Annotated in this window: 9 protein-coding genes and 1 pseudogene; 4 read left to right on the forward strand and 6 right to left on the reverse strand. The window is 52.8% G+C overall.

The window, feature by feature from the left end; translation table 11 throughout:
- Positions 1 to 1157, forward strand: a 1157-nt coding sequence (gene cimA / locus CPT76_RS00425) for a citramalate synthase (protein ID WP_105441566.1), incomplete at its 5' end; no start/stop codon positions are given.
- 129 nt (positions 1158 to 1286) lie between these two features.
- On the opposite strand, the gene CPT76_RS00430 is transcribed toward cimA, so the two are convergent.
- Positions 1287 to 1838, reverse strand: coding sequence for a TlpA family protein disulfide reductase (locus CPT76_RS00430; RefSeq protein ID WP_105441567.1), 552 nt, complete (start codon positions 1836 to 1838; stop codon positions 1287 to 1289).
- A gap of 595 nt (positions 1839 to 2433) precedes the next feature.
- Between CPT76_RS00430 and CPT76_RS41795 the strand changes: the two genes are divergently transcribed.
- On the forward strand, positions 2434 to 2829 hold the full coding sequence (locus CPT76_RS41795) for a Mov34/MPN/PAD-1 family protein (protein ID WP_374954586.1): 396 nt from the start codon (positions 2434 to 2436) through the stop codon (positions 2827 to 2829).
- Here the strand turns inward: CPT76_RS41795 and CPT76_RS00440 are convergent.
- The 3 genes and pseudogenes from CPT76_RS00440 to CPT76_RS00450 form a co-directional block, all read right to left on the reverse strand.
- Positions 2815 to 3555 (reverse strand): exonuclease domain-containing protein, encoded by a 741-nt coding sequence (locus CPT76_RS00440; protein ID WP_105441569.1) that lies wholly within the window; start codon positions 3553 to 3555, stop codon positions 2815 to 2817. The genes CPT76_RS41795 and CPT76_RS00440 overlap by 15 nt on opposite strands.
- Positions 3552 to 4631, reverse strand: a complete 1080-nt coding sequence (locus CPT76_RS00445; RefSeq protein WP_105441570.1) for a DUF294 nucleotidyltransferase-like domain-containing protein — start codon at positions 4629 to 4631, stop codon at positions 3552 to 3554. Before CPT76_RS00445 ends, CPT76_RS00440 begins: the two co-directional genes overlap by 4 nt.
- A gap of 50 nt (positions 4632 to 4681) precedes the next feature.
- Positions 4682 to 6126: pseudogene (locus tag CPT76_RS00450) on the reverse strand (ammonium transporter).
- 264 nt (positions 6127 to 6390) lie between these two features.
- Here CPT76_RS00450 and CPT76_RS00455 point away from each other — a divergent pair.
- Positions 6391 to 6825, forward strand: a complete 435-nt coding sequence (locus CPT76_RS00455; RefSeq protein WP_076170232.1) for a MerR family transcriptional regulator — start codon at positions 6391 to 6393, stop codon at positions 6823 to 6825.
- 31 nt (positions 6826 to 6856) lie between these two features.
- Positions 6857 to 7543: a zinc metallopeptidase gene (locus tag CPT76_RS00460; protein ID WP_076170233.1), complete on the forward strand. Its 687-nt coding sequence runs from the start codon at positions 6857 to 6859 to the stop codon at positions 7541 to 7543.
- A 52-nt stretch (positions 7544 to 7595) separates the two neighbouring features.
- On the opposite strand, the gene gltC is transcribed toward CPT76_RS00460, so the two are convergent.
- Positions 7596 to 8513 (reverse strand): glutamate biosynthesis transcriptional regulator GltC, encoded by a 918-nt coding sequence (gene gltC, locus CPT76_RS00465; protein ID WP_105441571.1) that lies wholly within the window; start codon positions 8511 to 8513, stop codon positions 7596 to 7598.
- A 48-nt stretch (positions 8514 to 8561) separates the two neighbouring features.
- Positions 8562 to 9179: a rhomboid family intramembrane serine protease gene (locus CPT76_RS00470; protein ID WP_105441572.1), complete on the reverse strand. Its 618-nt coding sequence runs from the start codon at positions 9177 to 9179 to the stop codon at positions 8562 to 8564.
- Positions 9180 to 9216: the final 37 nt, after the last annotated feature.

Here is a 9216-nt window from a genome sequence, read left to right on the forward strand (position 1 = left end):
CGGACTATGCCGTTTCCGTGCTGAAGAAAGCCAAGGAAGCCGGCGCCGATTGGCTGGTGATGTGCGACACGAACGGCGGAACCCTCCCGCATGAAATTCACGGGATCGTTACCAGCCTGACTTCGCTTATCCCTCAGGCCCAATTCGGCATCCATACGCATAATGACTGCGAGCTCGCCGTGGCCAACACGCTCAGCGCGGTGGAAGCCGGCGCCCGCCAGGTTCAAGGAACGATCAACGGCTACGGCGAACGCTGCGGCAACGCGAATCTCTGCTCTATCATTCCGAACCTGGAGCTCAAGCTCGGTTATGAGTGCATCGGCGAAGATCGCTTGAAGCAGCTGACCAACACCGCCCGCTTCGTCAGCGAAATCGCCAACGTCAATATGCCGGTAAACCAGCCGTACGTCGGCAACGCGGCATTCGCTCACAAAGGCGGAATCCACGTCTCCGCCATTCTTCGCGACTCGCGCACGTACGAGCATATCGTGCCCGAGCTCGTCGGCAACAAGCAGCGCGTGCTGGTGTCGGAGCTGGCTGGCCAGAGCAATATCGTGTCCAAGGCGCAGGATATGGGCCTGGACTTCGACTCCACGAGCGAGCATTCGCGCAAAGTGATCGAGAAGATCAAGGATCTCGAGCACCAGGGCTATCAGTTCGAAGCTGCCGACGCGTCCCTGGAGCTGCTCCTGCGCGAAGCCGGCGGCGAGATGAAGGAGCTGTTCACCTTTGAATCCTTCAAAATGCTGGTAGAGAAAACCGCCGGCAGAGCCGTCGTTTCCGAGGCGTTCGTCAAGCTGAACGTCGCCGGCAACAACGTCTATACTGCGGCTGAGGGCAACGGTCCGGTCAATGCGCTTGACAATGCGCTGCGGAAGGCGCTTGTGCAGTACTTCCCGGCAATCAAGGAAATGCACCTGTCCGACTATAAGGTCCGCGTGCTCGATGAGAAGGATGCGACCGCGGCCAAGGTTCGCGTACTGATCGAATCCCGCAACATCAACCAGTCCTGGAACACCGTCGGCGTGTCCGAGAACGTCATCGAGGCGAGCTGGGAGGCGCTGGTCGACAGTATGCGTTACGCCCTGCTGGGACAGATCCTTCAGACATCGGAACCTGAAGCGGCTTCACCGTCGCAAGGGCTGGTCAATCACTAAACCATTCATATCAGCTTAACTGAAGCAGACCATCCGGGAGTTATCCTGGACGGTCTTTTATTTTCTATATCAACACAAAAAAAGAAGACCTCCGGTAGTCTACCCGGTGGGTCTTCCATTCAACCTAAACTAGGACTCGATCAGATGCTTGATCTTCTTCTCCAGATCCTTGGATGGCAGAATGCCCAGGATCACATCCTGCACGACGCCGTTTTTGTCGATCAGCACGTTCGTCGGGAACACGGCTCCTTTGTACTGGTCGTAGATCGTTCCTTTCAGATCCAGCATGACCGGAAAATTCACGTCGTATTTCTCGACGAAGCTTTTTGCGTTTTTCTTGTTGTCGTATTTGGTCACATTGATGCCGTAAATATTCAGGTCATCCTTGTATTTTTCCGCCAAGGCATGCAGCTCGGGCGCTTCCTGCTGGCACGGGTCGCACCAGGAAGCCCAGAAATTTACCAGAATAGCCTTGTCCTGCACTCCACCGACACGGTATTCCTTCCCGTCGAGTCCCGTGGCCGTGAAGGCCGGCGCCAGATATCCCGCTTGCGGCTTCGTTTCGGTCGGCATCGGCTTCTCCTGCTGAAAGGCAGCCTGGATTTTGTCGCCTGCACTTTGGTAAACTACAACACCCGCCAGCACCAAAAAGGCGAGCAGAATGTATAAATTACGTTTCATGGATGTCGCCCCTTTTTCATAAAGAGGATGTTCAAAAAGTCCGCTTTTGATAAGAAAACCAGTCGAGGCCAATCAAGGATGAATGACCGCGATTAAAATGTAGGTTTTCTTGCGATATAGAATTTCATCAGCTCTGCTGATAACGAATAAAATTCTATATCTAACACGAAGTAAATCGGGAAGCTGATTCGGCATCGAATCTTGAATTCAGCCGGGCCTTCCGGTGCTCACGTACCCACTACGTACGCTCTGCTCCTCAGTCCCTTGCTTCATCCAATCTTCTCGGTGCTGAAAACCGACCTTTTTGAACACGCACTTAAAGTGGTATCCCTTATATTTTACCCTCTTTTCACGGGAACTTACAAATGAACTGCAAAATTTTTCCCAACGACCTATTTGACTTGGCCCACAGCGAAATCTGCCAGACACGTCCCTTGCGATTGTACAGGCATCCCGCTACACTTGACATGATATGAATGCACAAAAAAAGAGCCCCTGCCAAATGCAGAGGCCAAAGTGAGAGGGGAGAATACGGTTGACAGAGCTTCACGTACGCGACGAAGAAATATGGCTGGTTGCTGCTTGCGCCCACGGATTGGCGGAGCAGCTATTTCTTCATCGGCCTTATGAAGCCTGCGGTGTACTGCGGGGTAATGCTGCAGCGGGCGGCATGCGAATCGAGACGTTGATCCCGATCCGCAACGTAGCGCCTGACCCGCTGCACCGCTTCGCCTTGGATCCCCAGGCGTGGGTCCAGCAGTGTCTGAACCCTTCGGGACTGCTCGGAATCTTTCACACGCATCCACACACTGTTCCCGCTCCGTCCGAGGAGGATTTGCGTCAGCTCCCGCTTTTCGGAGATTTGCTTCGTATCTACTTGATCAGCTCCCCCGACCAATCGGGATCTTCCATCCTGACCCAAGCTTACTTCATTGAACGATCAACGGCAGGCGATTTTCATCTCCGCCCGGCCCGGTTACGCATGGCTTAAATAGGCGTACAGGTCGCCCAGCGTCTCTACCTGTCTCCTTCGCGATATGTCCCGCAGATACATAACCCACAGCTTTGCGGTCATCTTGGCATCCTCCAAAGCGTGATGCCGTCCCTCGATCGGAATATTTTTCGCCATCAGCAGGTCGTCCAGCGCAAAGCTCGCGCGCTGCGGCTCCAACCAGCGGGCAATCATCATCGTGTCGATCACCCGGTGGCTGAGGTTCACCTTCGAAGTTTTCCACAGTGCCGCATTCAAAAAGGATTTGTCATGGGCGCTCGCATGGGCGACCAGCACCCTTCCCCCAACGAAATTCATAAAACCGTGCAGACCGTCCATCAGCGGCGGCGCTTCGTTGATCATCGCCTGCGTAATCCCCGTCAATCCGGTAATGTGGGACGGCACCGGGCGTTTGCATTGAACAAGGCTGTAGAACGACTCATCCTCTTTGATTTCGCCGCCTTTGACGCGAAGCGCCCCGATCGACAAAATTTCATCGCCCTGCTGAACGTTAAATCCTGTCGTCTCCAGATCAAACACGACGGTTTCCAGCTCGCTGAGCGGAGTATGCAGAACCTCCGGCCGCCGTTGTTCTCTCATCAGCGAGCGGATAAACGCCATCTGCTGTGCGGAGGCTCCTCCCATCACTGAAGCAATCGCCGAGGGCATGCCTCCCTGCCGAAGCAGGCTCCAGAACCCGCTGTTCCCCCGCTCCGGCGTCTTCATGGTCTTCTCCTCTCCGCGAAACGGAGCTGACGCTGCAGCGCCCGGTGAGTCCGCCTGACGACGGTCAGGCTTTCGCGAAGCTCATACATCAGCGGCCTTTTCTTGAGCTCCTTCTGCGGAATGTAGCCGCTGCTCATGAAGATGCCCCTTTCTTCGCGGTGGGGGGCGGTCGACCTCAGCATCAAGGCGGTAAGAAAGGCGCGCTGCACATTCTCCAGCAGCATGTTGCCCCCGTCCAGCACCATCAGCCTCTCCAGCCGCTTCAGCGTGGATGATTCCTTGACTCCCTGCTGGAGGGCCATATATCGGACGCTGTTGACGATCGGGATGTACACCCCGTATTTCACGTCAAAATCTCCGGCATGTTCTCCAAACCGTTCGGTAACGACCTGGCCGAGCAGATTTAGCGTTGCTTTATGTCTGACCGTATTCCGCAGAATCGCGATCGCCAGCTCCGGCGTCTCATCGAGACATTTTCCGAAAAAAGCCTTCCACGACTCAGAAAGTGTGCGATCACCAGAAATATAGCGCATATCTGTAGCGATAATCAGGTAGCGAACCGGTTCCCAGCTGAAGTCATTGCGCCAGCGGGAGAGCTGCGTTTTCCAACCCTCCAGCGTTTTGCGCCACAGCGGCTCGGAGCACATGACTTTCCCCTTGCATTTTTCATAGCCCAAATATTCAAACAGGTCCGACAGCCGTTGACCGAAGATTTGAAAGTAAGCTTCCTTATATGCATCCGGCTCGTCGCTGATAATAAGGCCGTTATCCTGATCGCTCCACAGCGTCGACTCCCTACGGCCCGCACTGCCGAATACGACGAAGGCGTAGGAGACGGGAGGCAGGCCGTAACCAGCCTCCTCCAGTTCCCGCTCGCAAATGTCGACGGCTCTGGCCGCGATCAAATCATGCATTTCATTGACGAGTGCAGACCAGGCCCCGATCGGCATGTCAGCGAACATTTCCTGAAGCTGTTCCTGGCAGTCCAGCCGCCGGCTCCGAAGCTCTTCACGCGAGTTCGCATAAGCGATCGTACCGAGGTCCAGATCACATGATTCCGACTTCAGCGGTTCCATACGGTTCACCCCCTCCATGGTGAATTATATTCATTCATATTTCTTTAGACTTAGGTAAAGGACTCGTTGGTTCCCGCAGATGGCTTAGGAGCCGATGCGGAAGACGCCGATGGTCTGATCTCGGAATCAACGAGCAGTCTCATTTGCTCCGGATAGCCGTAAGTGCCGTGTTCGCTGATGTCCAGACCCATCATTTCTTCTTCTTCGGTAACGCGAATTCCCATCGTTGCTTTCATAATAGCGATGACGATAAAGGAGATCACGAGAACGAATACGAACGCCCCGAGGACACCCAGCACTTGAACGCCCAGCTGCGAGAATCCACCGCCATAGAACAGTCCGGGTTTTCCGACGCCAGTAATCTCAACAAGCTTCGGCGTTGCAAACAACCCTGTGGAAACGGCACCCCAAATCCCGGCAATACCATGTACGGAAAAAGCGTAAATCGGATCGTCAAGTCCCGCTCTCTCAAACCATTGAGCCGTGAAGAAGGTAATGATACCGGCAACCGCACCGATCACGATCGCTGCCCACGCATCTACGAATGCACAAGAACCTGTGATAGCAACGAGAGCGGCCAAAACGCCGTTCAGCATGCTAGGGATATCGGCTTTGCCGAATATTGCCCAGGAAATCAGCAGGGCGGCAACAGCACCGGCAGCTACAGCCAGGTTGGTGGTCAAGGCCACATATCCGAAAATCCGTCCATCAGTGGTGTCAGCGCACTGCCGGGGTTAAAACCGAACCAGCCGATCCACAGAATAAACACGCCAAGTACCGATAATACCTGATTATGACCCGGAATGCTGTTAGGCTTGCCGTCCTTGTTGTATTTGCCAAGGCGCGGCTTCAGCATGTAAGTGATGACCAGGGCTGCGGTCGCACCTGTCAGATGCACGACGGTCGATCCGGCGTAGTCCTGCATACCCAATTGGCCCAACCAGCCTCCGCCCCATACCCAGTGGGCAACAACCGGATAAATCACGATCATAAAAATGGTTCCAAATACGATATATACGCTTAATTTTGCGCGTTCCGCCATACCGCCACAGGCAATGGCCAGCGATACGGCCGCAAAGGACAGCTGGAACAAAAACTTAACCGTCAGCGACGCATCCGATGCGGATAAGGAATCAAAGGACGCTGCCATGGAATCGCCGGTCAGGAAAAATCCCGTCGTTCCGAATAAACTGTTCCCATTGCCGAACCCAAGGCCAAAACCGACTGCCCAGAAAACGACGATGGCAATTCCGAGTGTCAGTACGGTCTTCCCTGCGATATGACCCGCGTTCTTCATCCGTACCGTACCGGCTTCCAAAAGCGCGAAACCCGCCTGCATAAAAAATACGAGCATAGCAGCCATAAATACGAAGAAGGTGTTCAACCCAGCCTGTAGTTGAACGTTGGTCGCCCCGTCATCGGCTGCAAAAACCGTTACGGGAAACGTCAATAATGTAAGCATTAATAACATGATTCCTAACCATTTCCTTTTCATGTACCCCATTCCCCCAATGTCATTATTTCTAACACAAAGTGAAATTCTTAATGACATTATAAGCCGATAGTCCTGAAATTGACAAGATATTTTTTGAAAATACTGAAAAAATGTTTCTGATGTAATATTAACTTACAATGTCAGCTTTACAGGAAAAGCATGACGTTTGACTGTACGGTTCGGATTCATGTATCATAATTTAAGTAATATAATATGGAAACGAGCATTCGTTTAATTTCCTGCGAGGTGATATAGGATGGGGATATGATACTGTATCGGATCGGTGAATTAGCTAAGGCTGGTGGTGTCAGCGAGCGTACAATTGATTATTACACCAAGCTGGGATTGATTTTTCCAGAGAAGCGCACGCTTAAGAATTACCGTTTGTACAGCCATGAAACCTTGGTCCGGCTTAAACGTATTAATGAATTGAAACAAGAGAAATATAGTTTGGATGAGATTAAAGAGATGCTTGAGAAGTGGGATTCGGTTCCGGAAGAGAAGCAGGTGTCCGACAAGCTGTCTCACCTCGAGCTTCATATGCAGCAGCTGCAGCGCGAAGTGAAGGAGCTCGAACCGCTGATTAAGCAAATGAAGCCAAGCCATGCGCGGCTGGTGCTGCTGAATCTCCTCCCGCAAGGTGCGGCGTGCATCGAGGCCATTCGCCTCTTCCTTGAACAGCACGGCCCAACCCTCTAGTTTCCCGCAAAATAAAGCAGGAGGTATGGAAATGTATTTCGACGGAATGTATATACTTATCATTATTGCATTTCTGTTTTCGCTCTGGGCACAGTTTCGAGTTCAGGGTACCTTCAAGAAGTGGTCCACGGTTCAGGCGAACAGCGGCATGACCGGATATGACGCGGCCCGGCACATGCTGGATACCCACGGGCTGCACGACGTGCCGATCGAACCGGTACGCGGAGCCCTCTCCGACCACTACGACCCGATTAACCGCGTCGTCCGCCTGTCGGAACCGGTGTATTACGAGAGCTCAATCTCGGCGATTTCCGTTGCTTGTCACGAGATCGGCCACGCCATTCAGCACAAGGAGCACTACCCGATGCTGGTTCTGCGCCACCGGATTTTCCCGATCGTCAACTTTGCATCTGGACTTGCTCCGATCCTTCTGATTGCCGGTTTCCTTTTCCAATGGCTTGGACTGATCGGACTGGGCATTATCTTCTTCTCCGTTGCGGTTGCTTTCCAGCTGATCACGCTGCCGGTCGAATTTAATGCAAGTAACCGGGCCCGCGAGATTATGGTTTCGGAAGGATACATCACGAACGAAGAAGAACGCGGCGTAGCCAAGGTGCTGAACTCCGCAGCCCTGACTTATGTTGCAGCGGCGCTGGTTTCCCTGCTCGAACTGCTCCGGTACATTTTGATCTTTACGAACAGCAACAACCGTGACTAATACAAACAGGTATGTAGATATCCGATTTCAATATAAAAATACCCCGTGTCGTTTAACCGACCGGGGTATTTTTATTGTTCTGGTGTAAGCCGAAATATTTAAGCAGAAAGGTGCGGAAAGACTGGGCCACCAGAGGAAGCTTATCGTCCGAACGATGAATCAGCCCGATCGTGCGGGTGACTTTCGGCTCCGAAATTTTAACGCGTGCCGGCTGCAGCGGATTGGTCTGGAACAAGGCCAGCTCCGGCAGGATGCTGACACCCATGCCAGCGGCCACCAGTCCGCGGATCGTGTCGGTCTCCTCACCTTCGAAGGCGATCTTTGGCGTAAAGCCTGCCTCGAGACAAGCATGCCAGACAATCGGCCGCAAAGAATAGCCTTTGCTGAAGAGAACGAACTTCTCATCCTTCAGTTCGACGAGCTGGATGCTCTCCTTCTCGGCCAACGGATGGTTCGGCGGCAGAATCGCATACAGCTCTTCGGTCAGGATCACTTCGCCTTCCACATGTTCATGCTTTTCCGGGAAAGGTGAAATGAAGGCCAAATCGACTTCCGCCGAGATCACATCACGGATCAAGGACGGGAACATCCCCTGCTTGAAACGGAATTTCACGTTCGGATACCGGCGTTTAAATTCGGCCACCACGGAAGGGATCAAATGAATCCCCAGGCTGTGCGGAAATCCGATACGAATTTCTCCCTGCTCCGGATCCAGAAATTCATGAACCTCCATGACCGCCTTATCCAAATCCTTCAGAATGCCCTCCACCCGTTTGCAGAACAGCTGCCCTACGGGGGTTAACTGCAGGTTTCTTCCTTTCTGCATGAATAAGTGGACTCCGAGTTCCTCCTCCAGCTGATGAATCTGCCGGCTCACCGCTGACTGGGCGACATGCAGCTCCTCTGCAGCCTGCGTGACATGCTCCTTCTGTGCTACCTTCAAAAAGTATTGCAACTGTCTTAATTCCACTACTTTCGCTCCATTCTGCTTATACGATACCTGTTCATCCGAGCTTGGCTAGCGGCGCCTTCTCAGCACCCTGGCCATCAGTCCATAAATAAAGAAACCGCCGATCAATCCGCCCATATGGGCCACCCAGTTAATGTTGGATTGCGAAATCCAGGTTACGACGACGCCCACGATCAATATGCCGTACACGGTTTTCCGGGAGGCGTCATCCATCCACTGCCGCTGAAGCAAGGCGATATACAGGTAGGCGCCGTAAATGCCGTAAATCGCTCCTGAAGCCCCTATGGAAATCAGGATCTCTCCGGTACGGTTGTAATGAGCCACTGTCATCAAATTGCCCAGAATACCGCTTAACAAGTACAGCAGCGCGTATCGCCATGGACCAAGCAGCCTCTCCAGAGGCGGGGCAAACACGAGCAGCGCGAAGCTGTTAAACAGCAAATGGGAAAAACCCGCATGCAAAAACATGGAGCTGACATATCTCCACCACTCATTATATTGATCGATGTTCGTCAGTGCTCCAAACCGGATCAGCGTTTCATTGTTGGTGGAGCCCCCGTTAAAGGCCATAATGAGAAACATCACCAGGTTGATGACAAAGAGCAGCGTCGTGATCGGGTAGTACTTCAAATAACTTTTCAGATTCTCATAACGTACAAATAACATGTTATCCTTCCTTCTATAACCGAGTAAACCACCGACG

Source organism: Paenibacillus sp. AR247 (genome assembly GCF_002968895.1).
Lineage (GTDB): Bacteria > Bacillota > Bacilli > Paenibacillales > Paenibacillaceae > Paenibacillus_AQ > Paenibacillus_AQ favisporus.

Excerpts from the sequence above, each read along its gene's own strand:
- CPT76_RS00470 (WP_105441572.1), bottom strand. The coding sequence starts at position 9,179 with ATGTTATTTGTACGTTATGAGAATCTGAAAAGTTATTTGAAGTACTAC.
- CPT76_RS00440 (WP_105441569.1), bottom strand. The coding sequence starts at position 3,555 with ATGAAGACGCCGGAGCGGGGGAACAGCGGGTTCTGGAGCCTGCTTCGG.
- CPT76_RS00430 (WP_105441567.1), bottom strand. The coding sequence starts at position 1,838 with ATGAAACGTAATTTATACATTCTGCTCGCCTTTTTGGTGCTGGCGGGT.
- CPT76_RS00445 (WP_105441570.1), bottom strand. The coding sequence starts at position 4,631 with ATGGAACCGCTGAAGTCGGAATCATGTGATCTGGACCTCGGTACGATC.
- CPT76_RS00455 (WP_076170232.1), top strand. The coding sequence starts at position 6,391 with ATGATACTGTATCGGATCGGTGAATTAGCTAAGGCTGGTGGTGTCAGC.
- CPT76_RS00460 (WP_076170233.1), top strand. The coding sequence starts at position 6,857 with ATGTATTTCGACGGAATGTATATACTTATCATTATTGCATTTCTGTTT.